We start from the raw sequence: 25,334 nt of genomic DNA on the forward strand, positions 1-25,334 counted from the left end.
GACCGTGCCCTACAGCCGATCCGGCGGGTTGAAAATCTACTACGAGACGGCGGGCGAAGGCTTCCCCTTCGTGATGGTCCATGCGAACCCGTTCGACCACAACCTGTGGATGTACCAGATCGCCCGCTTTTCGACCTATTTCAGGGTGATCGCGCCCGACCTCCGCGGCTACGGCCGCTCGGACAAGCCCGAAAGCCCGTTCACCCTTGCGGACATGGCGGGCGACGTTCTCGCGGTCTGCCGCGAGGAGAACGTCCGCGAGGCGATCCTCGCCGGTGCGAGCGTGGGCTCGGGGATCGCGATTCTGCTCGGCCTCGATCACCCGGAGATTTTCAAGGCGCTGATTCTCGTCGGCGGCAGCAGCGCCGGCGGCAGCGGCATCGACGAGCGCGTCCGCGGCTACACCGAAACGGGGATCGAACGGTATCATCGGCGCCATCTCCGGGAGCTGGTCGCTCCGGGCTTTCCCGAGACCAGGCTCGGCGGCTACCTCCTCGACTCTTTCGCCGAACGCGGCCCGCGCCTGCCCGGCGCGGCGATCGCTCAGATCTTTCGCGCCCGAGCCGGGGCGGACATGACGGCGCGGCTTTCTTCGATGACGGTGCCGACGCTGGTCGTCAACGGCGAGCACGACAACTCGCTCGCCGCGGGAAAGCGGACCGCCGCCCTGATTCCCGGCGCGGTCCACCGGGTCTTGCCGGGAACGGGACACGCCTGCTGCATCGAGGATCCCGCCGGCTTCGACGCTCTGGTGATCGAATTTCTCCGCGACCGGGGCCTCATGCCGCCTCGACCGAGCTAGCGCGACCGTTGGGCTCCCCCCGGCGGCCGCCGACACGAGTGCGGGCCGAGGCGGGAAATGGTATAGAACGAGGCGGAAAGGAGGAACGGCCATGGCTGTCGACGTCGAAAAGCTCAAGGGCATGAGCCCTCCCGCCGCGATCGGGTTCCAGATCCGCAAGCTGGGACACGTGGTGCTGCAGGTGAGCGATCTGGAAAAATCGACGGAGTTCTACACCCGAGTGCTCGGGTTCAAGGTGTCCGACGTCTACCCGGAAGCGATGATGCCCGGGGGCATGGTCTTTCTGCGTTGCAATACCGACCATCACTGCCTCGCGCTCGTTGGCGCGGGCGCCGGGAGTTCGACGGGAAAAGAGCTGCACCACTTCGCTTTCGAGGTCGCCACTCTGGGGGAAGTGCTGCGCGCCCGCGACCGGCTGCGCGCCCACAACGTCCCGATCGATTTCGAGGGAAGGCGGCGCGCGGGCTGCCAGATCGCCGTGGAGTTCCGCGACCCGGACAACCATGCCGTAGAGATTTATTGGGGCCTGGACCAGGTCGGAAGCGACGGCCGCGTGCGCCCGGCGGCGGAATGGCGCGGCGCGCGCTCGCTGGAAGCGGCTATCGCCGATCCGGTTCCGGGACAGGACACGTCGCTGCCGGAGAGGGAGCGGCCGTGACGCGCTCCGCCTGGCGAAGGGCGTGGGCGCAGGCCGGATGACCCGCCGTCCGGGAGCGTGACCGTTTTGCCGATGCGCCCGCCCGTTTCTGGTTCGCTGGAGGACATCATTCGCGCCTCGACCAGCGCCCTCGTGATCGGCGTGGGCGGCGGCGGCGACGTGGCCGGCGCGCTGGCGGCGGCGCGATTCCTGGAGTTCTGCGGTTTGCGTTTTCGCCTCGGCGGTCTCTCGTGGGAGCGCTACGTCTTCGATCCGGTTCCCGGGCCCCGCCGCCTGGACGAGGTCGAGAACGTCCGGGTGCTCCATCCCTATGCCTGGATCGCGGGGAGCGAGACCCGGACCCGTAGCGGGGTCTATTTCGCCGAGTCGCGCATGGCGTCGGTGCTGGGCGAGGGGGTCCTGCTGCTCGACATCAACGGCGGCGTGCGCGGCGCGGTGGAAGGCATCGAGCGGGCGGTCGAGGAGCTTCGGACGGACTTGCTCGTGGGGCTCGACGTCGGCGGGGATTCGCTCGCCGACGGCAGCGAGCCGGGACTGCGGAGCCCGCTTGCCGATTCCGTGATGCTCGCAGCCTTCGCCGAGCTGGAAGAGCGCGGCCTGCGGACCCTCTGGGGCGTTTTCGGCTACGGGAGCGACGGCGAGCTGACCGTCGACGAGTTGGAGCGCGCGCTCAGCAAGGTAGCCGCGGCCGGCGGCTTTCTCGGAAGCTGGTCGCTCACGCCGAGGATCGCCGCGGAGCTGGAGAACGTGATCAAGACCGTTCCGACCGAGGCGAGCGCCATCCCGCTCGATTGTTTCCGCGGCGCGTGGGGAGAAGGCAAGATTCGCGGCGGCCAGAGAAGCATCAAGCTCACTCCCCTCACCGCCCTTACTTTTTTCCTCTCGCCGGGGGTTCTGTACCAGAGCGTGGCGCGGCCCGCGCGGGCGGTCCGGTCGAGCGCTTCGCTCGAGGAGGCGAACGACGCGCTGCACGCCCTCGGCATCCGCACCGAGCTCGATCTCGAGCGGGAGCGCTACCGCGCCGCGCAAGGCTCGTAGCGAATGGCGACCCTGCAGCGGGACGTGCTCGTGTTGATGGCTTCGCGCGGAGTGCGCGCGTTCGCCTTTTCCTACCTCACCGTCGTCTTCGCCATCTACCTCAACCAGCTCGGCTATTCCACGGTGACCGTCGGCCTCGTGATCTCCACGGCCTACGCGAGCAGCGCGGTCCTGACCGCGGTCTGGGGCTATCTCTCCGACCGCTACGGCCGGAAAAACATCCTGATGCTGCTCGCCGCGCTGACCATCGTCTCGAACATGATCTACGTCTTCGTCGAGCGCCTCTTTTTCATTTTCCTGGCGGTGATCATCGCCAACGTCGGCGCCGGCGGCTCCGGCGGGGGCGGTCAGGGGGGCGGTCCGTTCAATCCCGTCGAGCACGCCTTGCTCGCGGAGAAATGCGGCCCCGCGGAGCGCAACCGCGTGTTCGCGACGAACTCGTTCGTCGGGTCGGTCATGGGGGCTCTGGGCGCGCTCGTGAGCGGCCTGCCGCAGTACCTCCAGGAGACCCGCGGTTGGTCGTCGGTGGCGTCGTACAAGCCGTTGTTCGCGCTCACGATCGTCTTCAGCGTGGTCTTGATCTTCGCCTATGCCAGCATCCGCGAGGAGCACCGGCCGCGACCGCGCGAAAGGAAGATCTCCAAGGGCACCGGCCGCCTGATCACCAGGATGGCGCTCCTCGGGATGGTCGACAATCTCGGCGCCGGGCTGGCCGGGCCGCTGATCTCCTACTGGTTCTACCTCCGCTTCGGCGTCGAACTGAAATCCCTGGGTTTCATGTTCTTTCTCTCGTATTTTCTCGCCGCCCTTTCCTTCCTGGCGGCGCCGTGGATCGCGCGCCGGCTCGGGGTGGTGAGAACGATGGCGCTCTCTCACGGGACGGCGTCACTGATGTACATGCTCGTGCCGCTCGCGCCGGGTTTCCCCAGCGCCGCGGCGCTGATCGTTTTGCGCTCTTTCCTCGCGTACATGGACAACCCCCTGCGCAGCTCGTTTCTCATGGGCGTGGTCCGGCCCGAGGAACGCGGCTCGGCCGCGGGAATCACGAGCCTCTCGCGCCATGTCCCGATGACGGTGAGCCCGGCGCTTTCGGCCTATCTGATGCAGGCGCTCTCCCTGAGCGTGCCGATCGCCCTGGGGGGACTGCTGCAGCTCCTCCACGACTGCGCTTTTTACTATCTCTTCCGGGACGTCAAACCGCCGGAGGAGCGCGCCGCCTCCGCCTCCGCGGCGCCCGGGGTCCCGACGTAGATGCTCGCCGGGCTCCCCCGCGATGCCAGGCTGCTGATGGCGTCGCGCGGTCTTCGCGCCTTCGCCTTCTCGTATCTCAACGTCGTTTTCGCGATCTACCTCGACCGGCTGGGCTACTCGACCCTGGCGATCGGCGTGGTCTTCTCCGTCGCCTATTTGAGCGGCGCGCTCCTGACCGCGGCCTGGGGGCACCTCTCGGATCGCCTCGGGCGGCGGCGGATCCTGATCCTGCTGGCCGCCCTCACCATCGTCTCGAACGCCATTTTCATCTTTTTCAGCTCTCTCTTTTTCATCCTGCTGGCCGTGGTGATCGCCAACGTCGGCGCCGGCGGCCAGGGAGGCGGCGGCTCCGGCGGGGGGCCCTTCAATCCGGTCGAGGAGGCGCTGCTCGCGGAAAAATGCACGCCGGAGAACCGCAACCAGATCTTCGCGCTCAATTCATTCGTCGGCTCCCTGATGGGCGCGGTGGGCGCGCTCGCCGCCGGTCTGCCGCAATATCTCCAGGAAAGCTGGGGGTGGGAGGCGGTCGCTTCCTACAAGCCCCTGTTCCTTCTGACCGTCGTGCTGAGCGCCGTTCTCGCCCTCGTCTACCGGGCGATCGGAGAGGAGCACCGCCCCGCGGCCGCCCCGAGGAAGATATCGCGCGCGACCGGCGTGTTCGTCACCAAGATGTCCCTTCTGGCGGTCGTCGACAATTTCGGCGCCGGGCTCGCGGGCGCGCTGGTGCCCTACTGGTTTTTTCTCCGCTTCGGCGTCGAGCTCAAATCCCTGGGGCTGCTCTTTTTCGTCTCCTATTTCCTGGCGGCGCTCTCGTTCCTGAGCGCGCCGGTCGCGGCGCGCCGCCTCGGCGTGGTGCGAACGATGGCCTTTTCGCACGCGGTCGCGTCGAGCCTCTACCTCGCGATTCCCTTCGCTCCGACCTTTGGCCTCGCGTCGGTCCTGCTCGCGATCCGCTCCTACTTCGCCTACATGGACAACCCGCTCCGCGCCTCGTTTACGATGGCGATGGTGGGCTCCGCGGAGCGGGGCTCGGCGGCCGGCGTTACCAGCCTCGCGCGCCAGGTCCCTTTCGGGATCAGTCCCACCGTCGCCACCTACTTGATGGAAAGCGTCTCGCTCACTCTTCCCTTGTTCATCGGCGGCGGGTTACAATTGGCCAACGACGTCGCTTTCTATCTCATGTTTCGCGACGTGAAGCCGCCGGAGGAGATCCGGCGGGCTTCGCCCGAAAGGAGCGGGGTTTGAGCCTGTTCTGGCGCATCGCGGAGGAACGGATCCTGGAGGCCCAGCGCGCGGGAGCCTTCGACAACCTGCCCGGCAAAGGCAAGCCGATCGAAATCGAGGATCTGAGCTGGGTTCCCGAAGACCTGCGAATCGGCTATCACGTGCTCAAGAACGCCGGCGTGCTCCCGCCGGAGGCCGAGCTGCGCAAAGATATTCACACGCTCGAAGACCTCCTCAAGCACGTCGAGGACGAGGGCGAGCGGCGCGCGCTCGCGAAGAGCCTCCAGTGGAAGCTCGTGCGTCTCGACTTGCTCAAGCGGCGCTCCATCAGCGTGCAGGCCGCGCGCCACTACCACCGAAAGCTGCTGCTCCGCTTCGGCCGGCGCTGATCCTTTCGGCGTCGCGCTCTTGCTCCCGCGCCGGCTGCGCTTTCTCCATCGGTTTTGCCTTGATTTTGTTTCCGTGATAGGAGAACCACCAGCCCGGCGGGCCGCTCCGCCCGGCGGGCCAACGCGGGAAGGAGGGCCTTATGGCGGACGAGAAAACCCCCATCCGGATCAAGAAGATCGGCCACGTGGTCTTCAACGTAACCGACATCGAGCGCAGCACCAGGTTCTGGACCGAGATCATGGGCTTCAAGATCTCCGACCGGAACGAACGGGGCATGGTCTTCTTCCGCTGCGGCACCGACCACCATACCATCGCCCTGGCCCCGGCGGAAAACCGCGACCACGTCCCGAAGAAGGGAGCCGTCGGCTTCGACCACTGCGCCCTGGAGGTCGCCACGGTCTCCGAGCTCTTCAGGATCCGCGATTTTTTGCGCTCGAAAGGAGTGACGATCATCTACGAGGGGCGGCGCGGCCCCGGAGGCAATCCGGGCATCGAGTTTCTCGACCCCGACGGCAACCAGATCGAGATTTACGCTGCGATGGATCAGATCGGCACGGATGGCCGGAGCCGCCCGGCGTCGGAGTGGAAGCGGGCCACGAGCCTCGAGGAGGCGGTGGCGAATCCGCTTCCCGGGGTCGAATACCATTGAGGCAATGCCGTCCCGCCTTGACCCGCTCCGGCGCGCGGCAAGCTAGGCTGCTTCGCGCCGCCGGGATTCGATTCGACGGCGCAGCGAGGGCGGTTTCGCGCGCTCCCGCTGGCCCGTCGCCCGCGGCGGGAGATCGGGAGCGGAGCCAATGATCTCGATTCGTCGCCTCCAGAAACGCTTCAGCATGAGAGACGGGGCGGTTGCCGCCGTCAAGGACCTCGACCTGGAAGTTGCGGGCGGCGAATTTTTCGTGATCGTCGGCGCCAGCGGGTCCGGCAAGACCACCCTGTTGCGCTGCGTCGCCGGTCTCGAAGTGCCGGACGGCGGGGAGATCGCCATTGCAGGCGAGATCGTCTCCTCCGACAACCCGCCCGCCTGGGTGCCTCCGCAGCGACGCGGGCTCGGAATGGTGTTCCAGTCCTACGCGGTCTGGCCGCACCTCACGGTGTCCCAGAACGTCGCTCTGCCGCTCGCCGAAGGGGCCCAGCGCGTCCCCCGCGCCGAGGTGGCCAGCCGCGTGCGGGAGGCCCTGCGGCTGGTGCAGCTCGAAGAGCTCGCCGATCGCCCGGCTACCCTGCTGAGCGGCGGCCAGCAGCAGCGCGTCGCCCTCGCGCGCGCGATCGCGGTGAACTCCCGGCTCCTCCTGATGGACGAGCCGCTCAGCAACCTCGACGCCCGGTTGCGCGAGGAGGTCCGCGGGAAGATCCGCGACCTCGCCAAACAGCTCGGCGCAACCGTCCTCTACGTGACCCACGACCAGATCGAAGCGATGGCGATCGCCGACCGCATCGCGCTGATGCAGTCGGGTGAGATCCTGCAGGTCGGCTCTCCCGCGGAGATCTATCACAGGCCGGCGCGCGCCGAGGTAGCCGAGTTCTTCGGCTCGGTGAACTGGCTCTCCGGTGTCATCGTCGAGCCCGGCGTGGCGGAATCGCAGATCGGCAAGCTGCGCCTCGCCGCCTCGGGGTGCGCCGCGGGCGAGAAGGTCCTGCTCGGCTTTCGTCCCGAATGCCTGTCGTTCGCCTACGGCCACGCCCCCGGCGAGGCCAACGTCTTTCAGGCCAGGCTGGAATCGAGCACTTTTCTCGGCGACCAGTTCATCTTCAAGGTGAAGGTGTCGGACCGCGAGCTGGTCGGGAAAAACCGCGCGGTCCTCGGCACGCCGAACGCCAGCGTCTGCCTGCGCGTCGATCCCGCCGACGTGATGGTGTTTCCGGCGGAGCAAAAGACCGGCTTGGAAGTTCTCGAGCACGCGCAACATCCTTGAGCCAATCGCCCTGACAGGAGGACTTATCCATGAATCGTCTACTCGGGTCCAACGCCAGGCTCGCCGGGGCTCTGGCAAGCGCCCTGGCACTGCTGGCAATCACCGCCATGACGGTGCAGCCGCTCCACGCCGGGGCGGCCGGTCCGCTCGCCGAGATGATCGAGGGAGCGAAGAAAGAGGGGATCATTCGCGGCCAGTGGTCCCAGAACAGCTTCGGAGGCAGCGCCGGCCTGGCCGAGCTCGTGGCCGGAATGAACAGGAAATACGGGCTCAACCTGAAATCGCAGTTCACCCCCGGTCCGGACATGCAGCGGCTCATGCTCCGGCTCGCCCAGGAGGCCGAGGCCGGACACCCGGCGAGCACCGATGTCTACCTCGGAAACTCGCAGGCGATTTTCGACGCGATGAAAGCGAACGTCTTGAAGCCGATCGACTGGACGGCGATCCTGCCGCGCAAGATCCCGTCGGAGCCGGGTTTCGAGCCCGTCGCGCCCGGCAAGGTCGCGGTGATTTTCGCGAGCGCGGTGGTCGGCGTTCTCTACAATTCGGACCTGGTCAAGGGCGATGACGTGCCGCGCAGCCTCGACGACGTGCTCAAGCCGAAATGGAAGGGGAAAGTGGCGTCCACTCCGTACGCGGCCGGCTTCCGGGAGCTCGCCATGCCGGGTCTGTTGGGCCGTGAATACGTCATCGACTACGTGAGGAAGCTCTCGAAGCAGATCGGCGGGCTGATGCGCTGCGGAGAGGCGGAGCGCATCACCAGCGGGGAATTTCTGATGCTGGTCCTTACCTGCGGCGGCAACGACGTCAACGTGCTGCAGAGAACCGGCGCGCCGGTCGCGCACACCGTCGTCAAGGAAGGCACGGTGATCCATACCCGCTACGCCGGCGTGCCGAAGAACTCGCGCTCTCCCAACGCGGGGGCGCTGCTCGCGGCTTACCTGCACACGCCCGAGGGCCAGGCCGTGCTCTGGAAGCACGACGGCATGGACCTCCATCTCTATCCGGACTCGAAGATGAAAAAAGAGGTCGACCAGGTGCGCTCCTCCGGCGGCAAGATCGCCTACAACACCCCGCAGTGGCTCGCCTCGCTCAAAGGCTACAGCGAAACCCAAAAAGAGCTGGAAAAGATCCTGCGGGAAGGGGGCAAGTAGGAACGGTTTCCGGTTCGAAGTTCGAGGTTCGAGGTTAGAAGTTCGGCCTCTGCGACGTAGGGCCTCCGGCGCCGGGCTTTGACCGGAGGTCGCAGACCGCGACCGGACGCCGGACGTTGGACCCTGGACGCTGAAACATGAGCCAAGCCACTCTGCGATTGCCGGGACGGCTGGGCGGGCGGATCCAGATCTCGCCGGCGTTGCTCTCCATTTCGCTCGCGCCGATGACGCTGATCGTGATCTTCGTCGCCATGATGTTCTGGGTGAGCTTTCAAAAGGGCATCTTCGGCACGGCCGCGGCGACCTACACGCTGGACAACTACCGGGAGCTGTTGAGCGATCCCTTCCTCCTGCGGGTGATCAAGAATACCGTCGTCTTCGCTCTCGCCAGCACCGCCGTCGCGCTGGCGATCGGGCTCCCGATCGCCTGGCTCGTCGAGCGCACCACGCTTCCCGCGAAGACGCTGGTCTATACGATCATGACGCTCGGGTTGCTGATTCCCGGCATCTACACCGCGATGGGCTGGACGCTGATCGCCCATCCCCGGATCGGGATTCTCAACCGATGGCTGGTCGATCTCTTCGGCCTTACCGAGGGGCCGATCAACATCGCGACCCCGGTCGGCATGGGCTTCGTTCAGGGGTTGAGCCTCGCCTCCCTGGCTTTCATCCTCAACGCGCAGATGTTCCGCGCCATGAACCCCTCGCTCGAGGAGGCGGCCAAGGTCCATGGGATGGGCTTCGGCGGAATCCTGCGCCGGATCACCCTTCCGCTGGCTCTCCCGGGAATCCTGGCGGCGGTGATCTACATCGTTACCATCGGCATCGCGACCTTCGACATCCCGGCGATCCTCGGCCTCGGAAACCGGGTCTACCTGCTCAGCACCTTCATCTATCTGAAGGTCAATCCTCAGGGAAGCGGCCTTCCCGAGTATGGCATCACGGGCGCGGTGGGCGCGTTCATGATCGTAATCGCCGGGATGCTCACGCTTTGGTACGGGCAGGTGCTGCGCCAGGGCCACCGCTTCGAGGTGGTGACGGGCAAGGGCTATCGCCCTTCACCGATCGACCTCCGCGGGTGGCGGTTCGTCGCCTGGGGCTTCATCGCGCTCTATGCCTTCCTGTCGAAGCTTTTGCCGCTTCTGCTGATCGCGTACGCCGCGCTGACGCCCTACTTCGCCCCTCCGTCCGCGGTCATGTTCCGCCGCCTTTCGCTGGTCCACTTTGCCGGCATGGACTGGGAGCTGGTCATCCGCGGTTTGAAGAACACGGCCCTCCTGGTCGCGGTCGTCCCGCTGCTCGTCGTTCTGTTCGCGTTTTGCATCTCGTGGCTCGTGGTCCGCTCGCGGCGCAACATTCGCTATATCCTCGAGTTCGGCGCGTTCCTGCCGCACGCGCTCCCGGAAGTCATCCTCGCCATCGGCGCGCTGCTGCTCGCCCTGTTCGTGCTCGGCGACCACGTGCCTCTTTACGGCTCGGTCTGGCTGATCGCGATCGTGTACGTCATCGCGCGCCTCGCGTTCGCGACGCGCGCGATCAACGGGTCGCTGCTGCAGATCCACAGGGAGCTGGAAGAAGCCGCCTTCGTCGCAGGGCTCTCCAACGCCCGGACCGCGGCCCGCATCCTGTTCCCGCTGCTCCGGCCGGCCCTGCTCTCGGTCTGGATCTGGACCGCGCTGCTGGTCTACCGCGAGCTGACGGTCGCGGTCTTTCTGGGCGTGCACGACAACGTCACCCTTCCCGCCGTGATCTGGAGCTACTGGTACGGCGGCGGAATCAACAAGGCTTCGGCGGTGACCCTGTTGATGACGCTCGTCCTGGCGCCGCTGATCCTGCTCTTCTGGTGGTTCGGCCGGCGCAGCCAGGTTTCGGTGCAATGATCCCGTGAGCGGCGCGCATGGATGCGCAATGCTTGCTCGAGGGGATGCCCGCCCGGTGACGCGAGCGTGCTTGTCTTGGCATGCGGCGACCCGCGCACCCGCGACGTTTACCTGACAACCCGCCAGCCCGCCGACCGGAAGAAGCTCTTCCGGGCGAGCGTGGCGAACGCGGTCCAGCAGACGATCCTCGCGGCCGCCGCCATGAAGCTCGGCACCGGCTGTCCGGTGTTCCGGAGCGGCTCCGGCTCCTCTGGGTTGTCCCCGTCGGCCATCCGCCGGCCTGGCCCCGGCCCAGGCCCCGCCGCAAGATCGCCGACTTCACCCGCCTCGAGCGCTACGACGCCCGCGAGCTCCGCGGCGCGGGTTTGCGCGCGTTGCGGGAGCCGGTTTTCATGAGCGATCGGGGCCTTGCTAGGAGAACGAGATCTCGTATTTCTCGGGGTGCAGCGCCTCGCTCACCTTGATGATGATCTTGTGATTGATCTCGCGCTCGAGGTTTTCCAGGCTGTTATTGGTTTCGTCGTAGAGAAAATTGGCGACGTCGGGATGCAGGCGGACGACGATGTTCTTGCCGTTTTCCACCATGGACTGCTGCTTCTTGATCGTACGCAACAGATCGTAGGCGATCGTTACCGGTGACTTGATCCGCCCGCGGCCGTCGCAGTGCGGGCAGGGGCGCAGCAGCTGGTTCTCCAGGCTCTCCCGCGTGCGCTGACGCGTCATCTCGACCAGGCCCAGCTCGGAGATCTTCAGGATGTTCGTCCGGGCCTTGTCCTTCTTGAGCGCTTCTTTCAAGGCGTCGTAAACCTTCTTGCGGTTCGACTCCTTTTCCATGTCGATGAAATCGATGATGATGATGCCGCCGATGTTTCTCAAGCGCAGCTGCCGGACCACCTCCTGCGCCGCCTCGAGGTTGGTCTTGACGATGGTTTCTTCCTGGCTGCGCTTGCCGACGAAACGCCCGGTGTTGACGTCGATCGCCGTCAGCGCCTCGGTGCGCTCGATGATGATGTAGCCGCCCGAGCGCAGCCACACCCGGGGCTCGAGCGCCTTCTCGATCTTCTCCTCGATCCCGTAGCGATCGAAGAGCGGCTCCTTTTCCTGGTAAAGGATGATCTTCGATTTCAGCCGGGGCATGAAATTGCGGACGAAATCGAGAATGCGCCGGTAGTCCTTGGCGGAATCCACGACCACCTGCTCGGTCTCGGTGGTGAAGAAGTCCCGGATGCTGCGCATGATGAGGTCCAGATCCTGATGGATGAGCGCGGGCGCCGAAGCCGAGGCGGCCTTCTCCCGGATGCGTTTCCAGAGCCTGATGAGAAACCGCAGGTCACGCTGGATCTCGCGCTTGCTCCGCCCCTCGCACGCGGTGCGCAGGATGAAGCCGCCTTCTTCGGTGAGCAACGACTGCGCGATCTCCCTGAGGCGCTTTCGTTCCTCCTCTCCTTCGATGCGCCGCGAGATCCCGGTGTGTTTCGTGTTGGGCATGAACACCATGTAGCGCCCGGGCAGCGACACGTGCGAGGTCACCCGGGCTCCCTTGGTGCCGAGGGGATCCTTGGCGACCTGTACCAGGATCTCCTCTCCCCGGGAGAGCTGTTTCTCGAGCGGCACTCGGCGGCGCGGCGGCGGTTTCGGGATCTCTTCGATTTCCGCCTCGTCCTCGCCTGCCTCGATCAGGCGCAGCTCGCCCCCCCCGCTCCAGAAGTCCGAGGCGTGCAGGAACGCCGCCTTTTCCATGCCGATGTCGACGAACGCCGCCTGCATGCCCGGCAGGACTCGCGACACCTTGCCCTTGTAGATGTTTCCCGCGATCCCCCGCTCTTCTTTCCGCTCGATCAGGAACTCGGCGAGAAGTCCGTCCTCCATGATGGCGATACGGCTTTCCTGGGGGGTGGAATTGATGAAAATCTCTTGCTTCATGTTTTATCGGATCAAACGTGTTTTTGAGGGAGGCAGGCTCAGGGACGGATCGCCGCTCGGCATCGGGAGATCCAATCGACGGCCGTCAACGATCGGCCGTCTAAGCTTATAGTGTAAATTTTCGGCGACTGCAAGCAGAGTTCAGCCGCGACCCGCGAAACGGCCTCGGTTGACATCGGCAGGGTCGCCGGATACTCTGGACTCGATACGCAGCCATGGTCGCGGCCCTTTTGAACCCAGATGAGCTATAGCGCGGCGGTTCCAGCCTACTCCATCCTCAACACCAAGGTTTTAATTCTCAACCGTTCCTATCTGCCGATCCACGTCACCTCGGTGCGCCGTGCTTTCGTGCTTCTCTATCAGGGGATCGCGCGGGCGGTAAACGAGCAATACCAGACCTTCGATTTCGCGAGCTGGAGCGACCTGTCGGTCTCGGCCCGCGACGAGACCATCGGGCTGGTGAACCGCGTCATCCGGGTGCCCCGCGTCATCCTTCTGGTGGGCTACGATCGGGTTCCGAAGCGCCAGGTCCGCTTCAGCCGGTACAATATCTACGCGCGGGACAAGTGTACCTGCCAGTACTGCAACCGCCGCCTCCCCCGGCATGAGCTTAACCTCGACCATGTGATTCCGCGCTCTCAGGGAGGCACCTCGGTATGGGAAAACGTCGTCTGCTCCTGTCAGGAATGCAACCGCCGAAAGGGCGGGCGAACGCCCCAGCAGGCCGGAATGACGCTTATACGGAAACCGTTCAAGCCCCAATGGACTCCCTTCATGCAGGAAACTTTCAGCCTGTCGCGCTACAAGGAATGGCTCCCCTTCCTCAATACCGTCGATGTTTCCTACTGGAACACCGAGCTTCTGGAAAAATAGCGGGCAGGTCAGGGTCGGATTCAATATATAGTGCAGAGCTGCATTTTGCTCCCCTCTATATTGTAATTTTCCTTGACAGGCCCGACCGCCCTATGAAATAGTGCCATCCGAGCGCTCGAAACGGCTCGCGGCCGGCCTCGAAGCCTACCGAAAGTACCGAAAATGCGCCTGAAACGGCTCGAGATGACGGGTTTCAAGTCCTTCGCGGAAAGGACCGCCTTGGACCTCACCCGGGGAATCACTGCCGTGGTCGGCCCCAACGGGTGCGGCAAGTCCAACATCGTGGACGCCCTGCGTTGGGCGATGGGGGAGCAAAGCGCCAAGCACCTCCGCGGCCACCTCATGGAGGACGTGATCTTCAACGGCAGCGACAGCCTGGCCGCTACCGGCATGGCTGAGGTCTCTCTAGTCTTCGACAACGAGGACGGCCGCGGCCCGGTCGAATACAACGGCTTCAGCGAGATCATGGTCACGCGCCGGCTCTTCCGCTCCGGCGAATCGGAGTACTCGATCAACAAGGTGCCGTGCCGGCTGAAGGACATCATCGAGCTCTTCCTGGGAACGGGCGTGGGCAGCAAAGCCTACTCGATCGTCGAGCAGGGACGGATCGACGAGCTGGTCAACGCCAAGCCGGAGGAGCGCCGCGCGCTGATCGAAGAGGCCGCCGGGACGAGCAAGTACAAGAGCCGCAAGCTCATCGCCGAGCGCAAGCTGGAAAAGACGCAGCAGAATCTGCTGCGCGTGAGCGACATCGTGCGCGAGATCGAGCGCCAGATCCGCTCGATGGAGCTGCAGGCGAAAAAAGCCGAGCGCTATCGCGCGCTACGCGCCGAGCTGCGCGAAAAGGAGCTGCTGTGGGCGGCGCTGCGGCGCCGCGGCGCCGCAGCGCAGATCGCGCTCGACGAGTCTCGGCTGGCAGACACCGAAGCGCGCCTGGCGGAGTGTCAGGCCGCCTTGCGCGCCAAAGAGGCCGAGAGCGAAGCCGTGCGGCTCGAGATGATGGAGCTCGAAAAGAAAATCGGCGCCCAGCAGGAAGAAGTCTACCAGGCGCGGATCGACATCCAGACACAGGAACAACGGATCGATTTCTACCGCAAGGATCTGGAGCAGATCGAGGGAACGGAAGCCGAGGCCCGAGCCAGCCTCCGCGCCCTCGAGGAGAAGCTGGAGGTGCTCGCTCGGGAGATCGCCGAGCTCGAGAAGGCGAAGGAGAGCGTCGTCCAGCTCTCGCTGTTCGAGGAAAGCTTTCTCCGCCGCAAGGAGGCCGAGCTGGCCGAGGCGCAGGCGCGGATGGAAGCGCTCCAAAGGGAGCTGGAGCGGGACAAGGAAACCCTGATCGAGCTGGCCAACCGGGCCGCGCATTTGAGAAACGAGGCGGCCGCGAAGGAGCGGCGGCGCGAGGAAATCGAACGCGATCTCCAGCGCAGCCGCGCCGAGCACGGAGCGGCCCTTGAGGCCGCGGCCGCATGCGAGCGAAAGCTCGCCGAGACCGGCTCGGCCCTCGAGAGCTGCCTGGCGCAGGCGTCGGAGCGGAGCCTGGAATCGGCCCAGGTGAACGCGTCGATCCAGAGTCTCGCCCGGAGCCGGGAGGAGCAGGAGCAGAAGATCGCCGCCCTCAAGGAGCAGCTCCACGAGAGCCGCTCGCGCCTGCTCTCCCTCGAAGAGCTGCAGAAGAACTACGAAGGCTACCACGAAGGCGTCCGGGCGATCATGCTGAAGAAGCGCCGTCAGGAGCCGGCCTCAGACGGAATCTACGGGCTCGTGGCCGAGGTCCTCGAGGCGCCCGAAGCGTACGAGAAGGCGCTGACCGCCGTCCTCGGCGACCGCCTGCAGTACGTGATCGTCCGCGGGCAGGAGGAAGGCGTCGAAGCGATCGAGTACCTGAAGCGGGAAGCCTCGGGGCGGGGCAGCTTCATTCCGCTGCAGCTCGCCCGCCGGAGCTCCAAGCCGTTGCCGCTCGGTGAAGCCGAGGTCGTCGGGCCCCTGCTCGAGAAGATCTCCGTCAAGGAGGGCTACCGCGAAGTCGCGGAATACCTGCTCGCGGACGTCGTCCTGGTCAAGGATCTGAAAGCCGGCCTCGCGCTCTGGAGCCGAAACGGCTATTACAGCACGCTGGTCACGCCGGACGGCGAGGTCATCGACTCGATGGGAGTGGTGACCGGAGGCAGCGGCGACTCGCTCGAAGGGAGCCTGCTGGCGCAGCGCCGCCGCATGCGCGAGCTGCGCGAGCTGATCGCAGACCTCCAGGCCCGCCTGGAACGCGAGCTGGGGGAACTGGCCGACGTCAAGGAGCGGCTCGAGGAATCGGAGACCCGCAAGGCGACGCTCGCGAGCGAAATTCATCGCCTCGAGCTGGAACGCGTGCGCCTGGAGACCGAACGGCGGGCGACCGAGCAGGAGGCCGACCGGCTTCGCCGCGCCATCGACACCCTGGTGCAAGAGCAGCGCGACCTCGCGACCGCGCTGGAGCTCCTCGCCGACCAGATCGCGCAATGCGGCGCCGAGACCGAGGCGTGCCGGCGGGAGGCCGCCGCGCGCGAGGCGGCGCTCGGGGAAAAGCAGGCCTCGTTCGCCGCGTTGAAGGGCGGGCTGGAAAGCGCGGAAGCCGAGGTCACGCAATCGCGGATCCGCAACGCGGCGCTCGGAGAAAAACGGGAGCACAGCGACCAGACCCTCAAGACGCGTCTGGCGCTGAAGCAGGAGACGGCGGCGCAAATCGCGGCGCGCCGCGCGCAGATCGACGGCGTTCTGCGCAAACGCGAAGAGACCGCTGCCGCGCTGGCGACGGCGGAAACAGCTCTGGCCTCCGCGCACCAGCGCCTCGCGGAGCTGGACGCCAGGCTTCAGCTCGACCGCGACCGGTACCGGGAGACCTCCCGCCGCGTCGCCGCGATCGAGGAATCGATCAGGGAGCTGCGGCCGCTCGGGGAAGCGTGCCAGGAGGAAAGAAACCGGCTGCACGTGGCGCTGGCCGAGAAGCGCGTCGCGCTCCAGCACCTGGCGGATTCCATCCGCGAGAAATATGACGTGGATCTCGCCGCCGTGCCGCTGGCCGACGACGCATCCCTCCCGGCCGAGGAAACGCTGGCCGCCGAGATCGAGGACTGGCGCGGTCGTCTGGAACGCATGGGAGAGGTCAACCTGGCCGCGATCGGGGAATACGAGGAGCTGTCGGCCCGCTTCCAGTTCATGAGCCAGCAGAAAGAGGACCTCGAAAAGTCGATGGCCGACCTGCAGCGCACGATCGTCAAGCTCAACCGTATCTGCCGGCTCCGTTTCAGGGAGAGCTTCGAGGCGATCAACGAGAAGTTCCAGGCGGTCTTTCCGCGGCTGTTCCACGGAGGCAAGGCCAGGCTCGTCTTGACCGACGAGAACGATTTCCTCGAGACCGGCGTCGACATCGTCGTTCAGCCTCCGGGAAAGAAGCTCCAGTCGATCACGCTGCTTTCCGGAGGGGAAAAGGCGCTGACGGCGGTGAGCCTTCTGTTCGCCATCTTTCTCACCAAGCCGAGCCCGTTCTGCTTCCTCGACGAGGTGGACGCCCCGCTGGACGACGCGAACATCGACCGGTTCATCGATCTCGTGAAAGAGATGAGCAGCGTCTCGCAGTTCATTCTCATCACGCACAACAAGAAAACCATGCAGGCGGCCGAAGTCCTCTACGGGGTGACGATGGCGGAACCCGGGGTTTCCAAGATCGTCTCGGTGAGGATGAGCTAGCCCCCTGCGCCGCTTCTTTCCCGCCGGTTCCGAAGCAAGCCATGGAGGGAAGTTCTTTTTTCCAGCGCCTCAAGCAGGGACTCGCCAAAAGCCGCGAGACCTGGGTGCAAAAGATCGGCTCGGTCTTTCAGGGCCGCCGATGGGACGAGGAGTCGCTCGCGGCGATGGAGGAGACGCTGCTCGCCGCCGATCTCGGCGTCGCCGCCACCGAAAAGCTGATGGCCGCCCTGCGCCGTAAATCGCCGCCGGGCGGCGGAGCGCCGGCCGAAGCCATGGAGGCGGTGCTTCAAGAAGCGATCCTGGAGCTGATCGAGGGAAGCGGAGCGCCGCCGCCCGGCGCGCCGCTTCCGGCGCGCCCCTGGGTGATCCTGTTCCTCGGCGTCAACGGCGTCGGCAAGACCACCACCATCGGCAAGCTCGCGGCCCAGTACCAGAGCGCGGGGAAGAAAGCGTTGCTCGTAGCCGGGGACACGTTTCGCGCCGCGGCTATCGAGCAGCTCGAGGCGTGGGGGCGGCGGGCCGGAGCCGACGTGGTCAAGCACCGGGCGGGAGCCGATCCCTCTGCGGTCGTCTACGACGGCATCGAGGCGGCGAAGAACCGCGGCGTCGACGTGGCGTTGATCGATACCGCCGGCCGGCTGCACACGAAGACCCATCTGATCGAAGAGCTCAAGAAGATCCGCCGCGTGATCGCGAGGGCGCTGCCCGGGGCGCCGCACGAAACCCTCCTGGTGCTCGACGCCACGGTGGGACAGAACGGGCTGCAGCAGGCGCGCGTCTTCAAGGAGGCCGCAGACATCACCGGGATCGTGCTCACCAAGCTCGACGGCACGGCCAAGGGCGGCGTGGTGATCGCCGTGCGGGAAACCCTCGGGGTGCCCGTCCGCTATATCGGCGTCGGCGAAGAGCCGGAGGATCTCCAGCCTTTCGAGGCTCGCCGTTTCGTCGAAGCCCTTTTCGAGAAGTAGTCCCGAGCTTGACTCCTCGCCGCGCTCTCGGCTACGCTAGGGACTGTTCGACGGAGAATCGCGATGCCAGAGAAGCCCCTGCAAGACACGACTGTCACCGCGCGACTGAGCCTGACCGAGGAGGCTATCCGGCAGGTCAAGAGCATCATGGCGCGCGACCGCATGGAAGATTGCGGCCTGCGCGTGGCCGTGCGCGACGGGGGCTGCTCCGGGATGTCCTACCATTTGAGTTTCGACAAAGAACCGGCGCCGCAGGACGTCGTGCTCGACGCCGGCGGTCTCAAGATCTTCATCGACGCGAAAAGCGCTCCGTACCTCCAGGGCACCGTGATCGACTTCGTCGGAGGCCTTTACGGCGGCGGGTTCAAGTTCAGCAACCCCAACGCAACGGCCACCTGCGGCTGCGGCACGTCGTTCGCCACGTAAAGCCTCCCGCCACGGTCACGGGAACGTTCGTCCGCTTGCGCGCTCCGGACGAGAAACCTTTGACTCCACGAAACGATCCTGCTACGACCATGAAGCTTCCCGGAGTTTTTTCTTGAACGCGGTCCGAATTCACGAATACGGTGACGCCGGCCGGTTGCGCTACGAGCGCGCGCCGGACCCGGAGGTCAGGTCGGAGGAAGACGTCGTCGTCCGGTTGCGCGCCGCTTCGCTCAATCCCTTCGATCTTCGAGTTTGCCGCGGAGCCTTCGGACCCGGCGTCACCTTACCCCTGATACCTGGCGCGGACGGCGCGGGGATCGTGGTTGCAACCGGGCCCCGGGCCGGCGGGATCCGCGTGGGCGACCCGGTCTGTCTCTATCCCGCCAGCGGCTGCGGCTGCTGCGAGTTTTGTGCCGCCGAGCGCGAGCATCTCTGCCCCGGCCTGCACATGCTCGGGCGCGACGAGAACGGCACCTTCGCCGAGTACGTGAGAGCGCCCGCGCGAAACTGCTTCCGGCTGCCCCAGGGCCTTTCCTTCGAGGAGGGTGCCGCGCTGCCGCTCGCCTACGCGACGGCTTGGCGCATGCTGGTCGCCGATGCGGGCTTGAAGCCGGGAGAATCGGTTCTCGTCGCCGCGGTTGACGGCGGTCTCGCCGCCGCCGCAGTGCAGCTTGCGCGTCATCTCGGCGCACGCGTCTTCGTTGCGTCGCGGAGCCCCGCGGTGCGGCGCCACGCCGAAGAGGCCGGCGCCGAGCACGCCATCGACGAGGAAGCCGGCGACGTCCCCGCCGTGGTGCGCGAGCTCACCGGAAAACGGGGCGTCGACGTCGCCGTCGACTGCGCCGGCGGCGAGAGCTGGCGCCGGAGCCTCGCTTCCCTCGCCAAGGGTGGCCGCCTGGTCACCTGCGGAGCGGCCGAACCGAGCCCCCGGACCGATCTCCGCCGCGTCTTCTGGAACCACTTGACCGTCAGCGGGTCGGCGCTCGGGAGCCGGGGGGACTTCTGCCGAGCCCTCGCCTTCCTCGAAGCCACCGGTGCGAGGCCGCCGATCGCGGAACGCTACGCGTTGAAGGAGGCCGCGCGGGCCCGAAGCCGTCTGGAAGCAGGCGACCTTTGGGGGAAGATCGTCTTGACCGTGGTTCACTGAGCCGGGCTGCGGGACGACCATGATGCGAGTGACAGGCGGCCAGGCGCGCGGGCGGCGCCTGAAGGTCCCCAGGGGCGAGGCCGTGCGCCCTACGGCCGCGAGAGTCAAAGAGGCGCTCTTCAATATCCTGCCGCACGACCTCTCGGGCCTGAGCGTTCTGGAGCTGTTCGCCGGGACCGGCAGCGTCGCGATCGAAGCCCTGAGCCGTGGCGCCGAGCGGGCCTTGCTCGTCGACGCGTCCGAGCGTTCGGCGGAGGCGATCCGGAACAACCTGCGGCAGCTCGGGCTCGCGCCGCGGGCCCGAGTGCGGGTCGCCGAGGCCTCGCAGGCGCTGCGCGCCCTGGAGCGTGCCGGCGAGCGCTTCGACATCATTTTTCTCGACCCGCCGTACGACCGCGGGCTGGCGCACGGCACGCTCGAGCGTATCGGGCGGGCGGAGTTGCTCCGGCCGTCGGGTGTGGTAATCGCGGAGCACAGCGTCCGCGAAAAGGTGGAGGAGGCTTACGGCGCGCTCGCGCTCGCGGACCGCCGGCGCTACGGCGATACGGTGCTTTCGTTTTTCAGGCCGCGATCCCGAAACGAAGTGACGCGGTGAGGGTTTCCGAACATGGCGCAGAACAATGTCGCGATTTATCCCGGGTCGTTCGATCCGATCACCAACGGCCACGTCGATCTCGTCAAGCGCACGCTGCGGGTCTTTGACCGGGTGGTCGTGGCCATCGCCACGAATCCCGACAAGGAAACGTCGCTCTTTTCCGTGGCGGAACGGCTCGAAATGATCCGCGAGGTTTTCGCCGGGCTCGACGACCGGGTCTCGGCGGACTCCTTCCAGGGGCTTCTGGTCGACTACGCGGAGCGCAAGGGCGCCAAGGTGATCATCCGCGGGCTGCGAGCGGTCTCCGATTTCGAGTACGAGTTCCAGATGGCGATGATGAACCACCGGCTGAAGCCGCAGCTGGAAACCTTCTTCATGATGACGGGCGAGTCGGAGTTCTACATCAGCTCGCGTCTCGTCAAGGAGGTGGTCGGTCTGGGAGGCGACGTTTCGGGGCTGGTCCCGCCCAACGTACTGCGCAAGCTCAAGGAAAAGCTGGGCCGCCGAGGAGCGCCATGAACCGGCTCGCCGAACGAACCCGCTGGATCAAGCCGTCTGTCACTCTGGCCATCGCCGCCAAGGCCCAGAAGCTGCGCGCGGAGGGCGTCGACATCGTCAACTTCTCCGCGGGTGAGCCCGACTTCGACACCCCGGAGCGCGTCAAGCAAGCCGCCGTCGAAGCGCTGCGCAAGGGCATGACCAAGTACACCGACGTGAAGGGGATCGAGCCGCTGCGCGAAGCAATCGCCGTCAAGTACCGGCGCGAGTACGGACTGGAGTACCGCAAGGAAGAGGTGCTCGTGAGCTGCGGCGCCAAGCACTCGCTTTACAATGTCTTGCAGGCGACGATCGACCCGGGCGACGAGGTGGTGATCCCTTCGCCCTATTGGGTAAGCTATTCCGACATGGCGGTGCTGGCCGGGGGGATACCGAAGCTCATTCCCACGACCGAGGAGACCGGCTTTCACATCACGCCCGGCCAGCTCGAGGCCGCGCTCGGACCGAAGGCGCGCGTCTTCGTTCTCAACAGCCCGTGCAACCCGACGGGCGCGACCTACAGCCGCGACGAGCTGCTCGCCCTCGGCGCCATTCTCGAGCGGCACGGCTGTCTCGTGATCACCGACGACATCTACGAAAAGATCGTCTATGAGGGATTTGCGGTCCACAATCTGGTGGCGCTCTTTCCCTCGCTCCGCGACCGCACCGTCATCGTCAACGGCGTCTCGAAAACCTACGCGATGACGGGCTGGCGCATCGGGTACGCGCTCGGCCCCGAGGGCGTGATCGGCGCGGCGGCCAAGATCCAGAGCCAGAGCACCTCGAACCCGACCTCGATCGCCCAGGCTGCGGCCCTCGAAGCGATCGCCGGTCCCCAGGACGAGGTGGCGGCGATGGTCGCGGAGTTCCACAAGCGGCGCGACGCCATCGTCGCCGCGCTCGGCCGGATTCCGGGCCTGCGCTGCCACAAGCCCGCGGGAGCCTTTTACGTCTTTCCGAACGTCGCGGCGTTTCTGGGGAAACCGGCGCGCGGCAAGATCCTCGACTCGCCGTGCGACATCGCCGACTATCTCCTGGAAGAAGCGAGGGTGGCGTTGGTCCCGGGCGAGGACTTCGGCTCGCGCGAGCACGTGCGGATTTCGTACGCGACTTCGATTGCCGACATCGAGAAGGGCTGCGCCCGTATCGCTGCGGCGCTCGCCAGGCTGCTCTGAGTTGCGGCCCCGGCGTTTTACGGTTTGGGCCGCCGCCCGGTCTTCTTGTACTCGAAATAATCGCGCAGGATGCGCGGATGGTCGAAGATCACTGGCGCCGGCAGGGTGTCCTCGGTGAAAACTCCGGCGGCTTTGGCGTCGTCGGCGGCGCGCGGCGTTCCCTCCGCTGTCGCGATGAACACGGTCGAAACGGTATGGTGGCGCGGGTCGCGCGACGGATCGGAGTACGTGTGGAACTGCTCGACGAGTGAGACATCGAGGGAGGTTTCCTCCCGGGCCTCGCGAAGCGCCGCGCTCTCGACGGTTTCGCCGTACTCCACGAAGCCGCCCGGCAGCGCCCACCCGTAAGGAGGGTTTTTCCGCTCGATCAGCACGATGCCGCCCCCGCCGACCTCGATGATCACGTCGACGGTCAAGAGCGGCGTCTTCGGCGCGTTGCTCATGGACCATCCCTACCTTGACTCCGGACGGAGCGCAAGGTACAAAGAAGGCCTGCCGCGGGGTGGAGCAGTCTGGTAGCTCGCAAGGCTCATAACCTTGAGGTCCCGGGTTCAAATCCCGGCCCCGCAACCAACCCTTTCCGTTCAGGTCGCAGGTACGAAGCATTCATTAACGCTCGGCCTGCGTCCTGTTCGGGATATCTCGGGCCGTCTGGCGGCGGCGGTGAAGCCGCTGCGGCAAGGCCCCACCCGCGTCACTTCCAGTGAGTCGTGCAATCTTCCCGCCCTCGCCGGCCGCCATCGTCCAGCCGTCCGTCGTGGCGGTTGCACCGGGCGGCACCAAAGTTATCGTTCGCTCGGGTCGGGGAGCGTAAGCGCGCGCGGGTCCTGGTCGACCGTTTCGACGACGGGGATTTCGTCGCCAGTTGCGGCTCCCAGCTCCTTGAAGCGGCGGGCGGCCGGAAAGACCCGTGATTCCATCGAACCCACGGCTCTGTTGTACGAGGTGATCGCCTTTTCCAGGGACTTGCCGACGTCGCCGAAATGGTCCGCCAGCGTCTTGAGGCGCTCGTAGAGCTGCTTGCCGAGGTCGCTGATCGCCCTGGCGTTCCGTGCGATCTGCTCCTGCCGCCAGCCGTAGGCGACGGCCCGCAGGAGGGCGATGAGGGTCGTGGGAGTGGCGAGCACCACCTGTCTGGCCATCCCGTCTTCGATCAGAGACCGGTCGCAGTCCGCCGCCGCCGCAAAGAAGGACTCCCCGGGGATGAACATCACCACGAATTCCGGCGCTTTTGGAAACTGGTCCCAGTACGACTTCCCCGCCAGCCGGTCCATATGGGCGCGGACCTGTCTGGCGTGACGCGCCATTGCCGCGTTACGCTCCTCCTCGGTCGGCGCGGACAGCGCATCCAGGTAGGCGTCGAGGGAAACCTTGGCGTCCACGACGATCTCGCGATCCGCCGGGAGGTGAATGACCATATCGGGACGAAGGCGGCCGGTCTGGGAGTCGACGGTTGTCTGCTCCACGTAGTCGCAGTGCTCCGACATGCCGGCCAGCTCGACCACGCGGTGGAGGGTCATCTCGCCCCAACGTCCGCGAACCTGGGGTGTCCGCAGCGCCGTGACCAGGTTCCCCGTCTCCCGCTGGAGCTGCTGCTGGGTGGTGCCCAGCGCCCTGAGCTGCTCCTCGAGACTCCCGTACGCCTGCCGACGGCTTTGCTCCATGGCCTGGATTTGCTCCTCGTAGCGCTTTAGCGTCTCCTGGAGCGGCTTGATCAAGGCGTCGATGGCTTCCTGGCGCTTGCCGATATCCCCTCTGGTCTCCTCGACAACGACCTCCAGCGTCTGCCTGGCGAGATCGAGAAAAGCCTGGTTGTTGCTTCTCAAGGCGTCCGCACTGAGCCCTTTGAACGTATCGGTGAGCTTTGCTGCCGCCTCGTCCAAGAGTTTCTTCTGCTCCTGCAAGTTCTCAAGCGCAGCCTCCAGACGGGTTTGCGCCTCGGTTCGAGCTCGGCGTTCTTCGTCCAGAGCCGAACGAAGGCTCGACAGCTCGCTCTCCCTCCGCTCGATCTGCTCGCGCAACTCGTCCCTGAGGCCCTCCGCTGCGCGAGCGCGACCCTCCAGCTCTGCCGCGTGCCGCGCAAACGCGCCCCGGGCTCGAGCGCTCGCCCAGAACCAAGCGATCGCTCCCCCTGCCAGCAACCCTAACGAGACGAAAACAAGCTCGCTCATTCCGTGCAGGCGCCTTCTCTTCTCGCTCCCGTCAAAGCCCTTCCGGGTGTCCGGATCGCAACCCGGCAATCAGTCTGCGGGACGTCCCGCTCGCCCCCCAACCTGAAACCGCAAGATACCTGGTCCTCTATCGTAACGGCGACGGTATCGATCCGTCAAACGTGTATATCGAATGATTGATTGCTATCGACTCCTCCCAGCCGCGGGAAAGTGCCCCGTCTCCAGGTCCGAAAGGAACCCGGGCACCGAAGTCGGTCGGAGGCTCGGCTTGGTTTGGCATCTGGTTTTCTATAGAATTTCGCCATGGGTGTTGGAACCAGGACGGTCTTGCTGCTCGGAGCCCTGCTCGCGCTTTGCCGGCCCGCGGGCGCCTCGCACCACTACACCGCCAAGCAGCTCGATGCGCTCGAAAGCCGGGTCGGCAGAACTTACTGGATCGTTTCAGTGAACGGCCGCACGCCGCGATTTCTCGCCGCGCCCGACGCCCGTGCGGCCACTTTCCAGCCGGCGGAAAACGAGTCGTTCGAGATCAAGGAACTTGTCGGCCGAGCTGCAAAAAAGCCTTATTTCCGTGCGCTTTTCGCCTCGGGGAAGGAAGGTTACCTGAGCGTTGAGCAGTTCTTGGAAGAATTCAACGCGACGATCGTGACCCTGGACCCGCTGGCTGATCGGAAAAAGAAGGCGGCCGAAGCCGCCGAGGAGGAAGAGCGGCGCCTGGCCTGGATCCAGGCGCAGCCGTGGTCGAAAGCCGTCAAGGAGGCGGCGATCGCGCGCAAGCCGGTCGTAGGAATGACGACGGGTGAGGTGCGCAAGGTCGTCGGCGAGCCCGGCCGTGTGGTCAAGATCAAGGCGCCGAACCGTTCGCAGGAGGAACAGTGGTTCTATCCCGACGGTTCCATCCTGATATTTCAGAACGGCATGCTGAGCCGAACCGAATCTCGGGAAGACAAGAAGACTCCGCGATAAGCCAGGCCGGGAGGGCCGGAGGAGGGAAAGATGGCCGGCAAAACTGCTGCATGGGTTCTCATGAGCCTCTTTTCGGCGCCCGTTGCCGCCGGAGCGGCGGAAATCTATCAGTGGACGGACGCCGGTGGCGTCGTTCATTTTACCGACGACCTGACCTCGGTTCCGCGGGAGATTCGGCGGTCCGCGGCGCTGCGAATACGCACCATGGAGGAGCCGAAAGCGGATCGGGCGCCAGAGGAGATCCCTGTTTTCGAGCCCGAGAGGATTCCCGTTGCAACTCCCGAAGAGCCAAGGGTTCCCGAGCCGGTGATCGTCAACTACGCCCCCGGCGAAACGACGATCATCGTCGTCAACTCCGGGGCTCGAAAGCGGCCCCACCGTTGCCGGGGCGACTGCGGGTTTCGGCCGAATTTTTTTGACCGCCGCTATATTCACCCAAGCGTGTTCAACGGGGGCTCGCGCCAGTATATCCAGCCGAAGTAATCAACCGGCAAGCGCGCTGGCCCTGTTTGTCCGCACG

At 65.8% G+C, this 25,334-nt stretch carries 24 protein-coding genes and 1 tRNA gene; 21 read left to right on the forward strand and 4 right to left on the reverse strand.

Translation table 11 applies throughout. The annotated features are described in order from the left end of the window. The first annotated feature begins 4 nt into the window (after positions 1-4). The 10 genes from VNN77_16895 (at position 5) to VNN77_16940 (ending at position 10,313) form a co-directional block, all read left to right on the forward strand. A complete protein-coding gene (locus tag VNN77_16895) occupies positions 5-802 on the forward strand; it encodes an alpha/beta hydrolase (protein HXG53076.1) in 798 nt (265 codons plus the stop codon). Positions 803-893: 91 nt separating this feature from the next. Further along, positions 894-1,460 (forward strand): VOC family protein, encoded by a 567-nt coding sequence (locus VNN77_16900; protein HXG53077.1) that lies wholly within the window; start codon positions 894-896, stop codon positions 1,458-1,460. Between the two features lie 72 nt (positions 1,461-1,532). Then, positions 1,533-2,498, forward strand: coding sequence for a DUF1152 domain-containing protein (locus VNN77_16905; GenBank protein HXG53078.1), 966 nt, complete (start codon positions 1,533-1,535; stop codon positions 2,496-2,498). 3 nt (positions 2,499-2,501) lie between these two features. Then, positions 2,502-3,749 (forward strand): MFS transporter, encoded by a 1,248-nt coding sequence (locus VNN77_16910; GenBank protein ID HXG53079.1) that lies wholly within the window; start codon positions 2,502-2,504, stop codon positions 3,747-3,749. Continuing rightward, complete coding sequence (locus tag VNN77_16915; GenBank protein ID HXG53080.1) at positions 3,750-4,994, forward strand: MFS transporter; 1,245 nt, start codon at positions 3,750-3,752, stop codon at positions 4,992-4,994. Next, on the forward strand, positions 4,991-5,362 hold the full coding sequence (locus tag VNN77_16920) for a DnaJ family domain-containing protein (GenBank protein ID HXG53081.1): 372 nt from the start codon (positions 4,991-4,993) through the stop codon (positions 5,360-5,362). Before VNN77_16915 ends, VNN77_16920 begins: the two co-directional genes overlap by 4 nt. Before the next feature lie 140 nt (positions 5,363-5,502). After that, a complete protein-coding gene (locus tag VNN77_16925; GenBank protein HXG53082.1) occupies positions 5,503-6,012 on the forward strand; it encodes a VOC family protein in 510 nt (169 codons plus the stop codon). A 148-nt stretch (positions 6,013-6,160) separates the two neighbouring features. After that, positions 6,161-7,279 carry an ABC transporter ATP-binding protein gene (locus VNN77_16930; GenBank protein HXG53083.1) on the forward strand — a complete coding sequence of 373 codons (1,119 nt, stop codon included), beginning with the start codon at positions 6,161-6,163 and terminating at the stop codon, positions 7,277-7,279. 29 nt (positions 7,280-7,308) lie between these two features. Next, positions 7,309-8,433 carry an extracellular solute-binding protein gene (locus VNN77_16935; protein ID HXG53084.1) on the forward strand — a complete coding sequence of 375 codons (1,125 nt, stop codon included), beginning with the start codon at positions 7,309-7,311 and terminating at the stop codon, positions 8,431-8,433. Between the two features lie 137 nt (positions 8,434-8,570). Beyond that, positions 8,571-10,313 carry an iron ABC transporter permease gene (locus VNN77_16940; protein ID HXG53085.1) on the forward strand — a complete coding sequence of 581 codons (1,743 nt, stop codon included), beginning with the start codon at positions 8,571-8,573 and terminating at the stop codon, positions 10,311-10,313. Between the two features lie 107 nt (positions 10,314-10,420). Here the strand turns inward: VNN77_16940 and VNN77_16945 are convergent, their stop codons facing one another. Together VNN77_16945 and VNN77_16950 are read right to left on the reverse strand one after the other, a co-directional pair. Further along, positions 10,421-10,585 carry a hypothetical protein gene (locus VNN77_16945; protein HXG53086.1) on the reverse strand — a complete coding sequence of 55 codons (165 nt, stop codon included), beginning with the start codon at positions 10,583-10,585 and terminating at the stop codon, positions 10,421-10,423. Positions 10,586-10,724: 139 nt separating this feature from the next. Further along, positions 10,725-12,236 (reverse strand): Rne/Rng family ribonuclease, encoded by a 1,512-nt coding sequence (locus VNN77_16950; protein ID HXG53087.1) that lies wholly within the window; start codon positions 12,234-12,236, stop codon positions 10,725-10,727. 273 nt (positions 12,237-12,509) lie between these two features. Between VNN77_16950 and VNN77_16955 the strand changes: the two genes are divergently transcribed. From VNN77_16955 to VNN77_16990, 8 genes are all read left to right on the forward strand, one after another. Further along, positions 12,510-13,109, forward strand: a complete 600-nt coding sequence (locus tag VNN77_16955) for an HNH endonuclease (protein ID HXG53088.1) — start codon at positions 12,510-12,512, stop codon at positions 13,107-13,109. A gap of 162 nt (positions 13,110-13,271) precedes the next feature. Further along, positions 13,272-16,829, forward strand: a complete 3,558-nt coding sequence (gene smc / locus VNN77_16960) for a chromosome segregation protein SMC (GenBank protein HXG53089.1) — start codon at positions 13,272-13,274, stop codon at positions 16,827-16,829. Positions 16,830-16,870: 41 nt separating this feature from the next. Then, on the forward strand, positions 16,871-17,797 hold the full coding sequence (ftsY, locus tag VNN77_16965) for a signal recognition particle-docking protein FtsY (protein HXG53090.1): 927 nt from the start codon (positions 16,871-16,873) through the stop codon (positions 17,795-17,797). A gap of 63 nt (positions 17,798-17,860) precedes the next feature. Next, on the forward strand, positions 17,861-18,223 hold the full coding sequence (locus tag VNN77_16970) for an iron-sulfur cluster assembly accessory protein (GenBank protein ID HXG53091.1): 363 nt from the start codon (positions 17,861-17,863) through the stop codon (positions 18,221-18,223). A gap of 112 nt (positions 18,224-18,335) precedes the next feature. Next, positions 18,336-19,370: a zinc-binding dehydrogenase gene (locus tag VNN77_16975; protein HXG53092.1), complete on the forward strand. Its 1,035-nt coding sequence runs from the start codon at positions 18,336-18,338 to the stop codon at positions 19,368-19,370. 19 nt (positions 19,371-19,389) lie between these two features. Beyond that, a complete protein-coding gene (gene rsmD / locus VNN77_16980) occupies positions 19,390-19,965 on the forward strand; it encodes a 16S rRNA (guanine(966)-N(2))-methyltransferase RsmD (protein HXG53093.1) in 576 nt (191 codons plus the stop codon). A 12-nt stretch (positions 19,966-19,977) separates the two neighbouring features. Beyond that, positions 19,978-20,484, forward strand: a complete 507-nt coding sequence (coaD, locus tag VNN77_16985; protein ID HXG53094.1) for a pantetheine-phosphate adenylyltransferase — start codon at positions 19,978-19,980, stop codon at positions 20,482-20,484. Beyond that, a complete protein-coding gene (locus VNN77_16990; protein ID HXG53095.1) occupies positions 20,481-21,677 on the forward strand; it encodes a pyridoxal phosphate-dependent aminotransferase in 1,197 nt (398 codons plus the stop codon). The genes coaD and VNN77_16990 overlap by 4 nt, the downstream gene beginning before the upstream one ends. A 17-nt stretch (positions 21,678-21,694) precedes the next feature. On the opposite strand, the gene VNN77_16995 is transcribed toward VNN77_16990, so the two are convergent. After that, positions 21,695-22,120 (reverse strand): NUDIX hydrolase, encoded by a 426-nt coding sequence (locus VNN77_16995; protein ID HXG53096.1) that lies wholly within the window; start codon positions 22,118-22,120, stop codon positions 21,695-21,697. Positions 22,121-22,173: 53 nt separating this feature from the next. On the opposite strand from VNN77_16995, the gene VNN77_17000 reads away from it, so the two are divergent. Next, positions 22,174-22,250 (forward strand) — tRNA-Met (locus VNN77_17000). A 212-nt stretch (positions 22,251-22,462) separates the two neighbouring features. Here VNN77_17000 and rmuC read toward each other — a convergent pair. Continuing rightward, entirely contained in the window at positions 22,463-23,848 is a 1,386-nt protein-coding gene (gene rmuC, locus VNN77_17005) for a DNA recombination protein RmuC (protein HXG53097.1), read from the reverse strand. 303 nt (positions 23,849-24,151) lie between these two features. On the opposite strand from rmuC, the gene VNN77_17010 reads away from it, so the two are divergent. Beyond that, the gene (locus VNN77_17010) at positions 24,152-24,814 is read left to right on the forward strand and encodes a hypothetical protein (GenBank protein ID HXG53098.1); all 663 of its coding nucleotides are present in this window, start codon (positions 24,152-24,154) and stop codon (positions 24,812-24,814) included. 30 nt (positions 24,815-24,844) lie between these two features. Next, positions 24,845-25,297 (forward strand): DUF4124 domain-containing protein, encoded by a 453-nt coding sequence (locus tag VNN77_17015; protein ID HXG53099.1) that lies wholly within the window; start codon positions 24,845-24,847, stop codon positions 25,295-25,297. Positions 25,298-25,334: the final 37 nt, after the last annotated feature.

This window comes from Candidatus Zixiibacteriota bacterium, assembly GCA_035574315.1.
Lineage (GTDB): Bacteria > Desulfobacterota > Binatia > UBA9968 > UBA9968 > DATLYW01.